Genomic DNA, 761 nt, shown 5'->3' on the forward strand with positions numbered 1-761 from the left:
TGAACACCGCCGCGCAGGTCGAGGCCGAGGAACATCGGCCGCGCCCCCAGCGCCCGCAGCCAGTCCGGTGTGGACTGCGCGAGGTTGAGCGCGACCGTGTACTTCGGCCCCAGAGAGACGTCCAGCTCGTCCTTGGCGGCGAGCTGGGCCTCGGTGTTGTTGAGGCGGACCAGGAAGCGGCCCTCGCGCACCTCGGTGCCCTTGACTGCCAGTCCCATGCCCTCGATGCGGTCGACGACGCGCTGCTGCACGGTCTCCGCCGGAGGGTCACCGGACTCAGTGGATATCTGCAGCGCCGGGTCCGAGCCGAAGAGGTTCGGCAGCGCGTAGATCACCCCCACCACGAGCACGACCGCAAGGATGAGGTACTTCCAGAGCGGATAGCGGTTGGTCATGCCGACTCCCTGGTCGCGGCGGGATTACTGCTCGTCCGACTTGCCGGCTTTCTTCCCCGACTTGTCCTGGCCGCTGTCGGCCTTCTCCAGCTTCTGCTTGAGCGTGCCCTTGGGCAGCACCTGCGCCACGGCACTCTTCTGCAGCCGGATCTCGACATTCGGGGCGATCTCGACGCTGGCGAAGTTCTCGCCGACATCGGTCACCTTGCCGGCGAGCCCGCCGCTGGAGACGATCTCGTCGCCCTTGGCGAGGCCCTCGACGAGCTTCTTGTGCTCCTTGGCGCGCTTCTGCTGGGGACGGATCAGCAGGAAGTAGAAGATGACGATCAGGGCAACGGGAAAGATCAGACTGGTGAGCGTACCGCC

General features: G+C 66.4%; 1 protein-coding gene and 1 pseudogene. Both read right to left on the bottom strand.

The annotated features are described in order from the left end of the window. Positions 1-395, bottom strand: a pseudogene (secD, locus tag G7A99_RS22545) (protein translocase subunit SecD); the annotation flags it as partial. A gap of 24 nt (positions 396-419) precedes the next feature. Then, positions 420-761: preprotein translocase subunit YajC (gene yajC, locus G7A99_RS22550; RefSeq protein WP_163144257.1), on the bottom strand; the 342-nt coding region annotated here is incomplete at its 5' end.

Source organism: Arhodomonas sp. KWT (assembly GCF_010993615.1).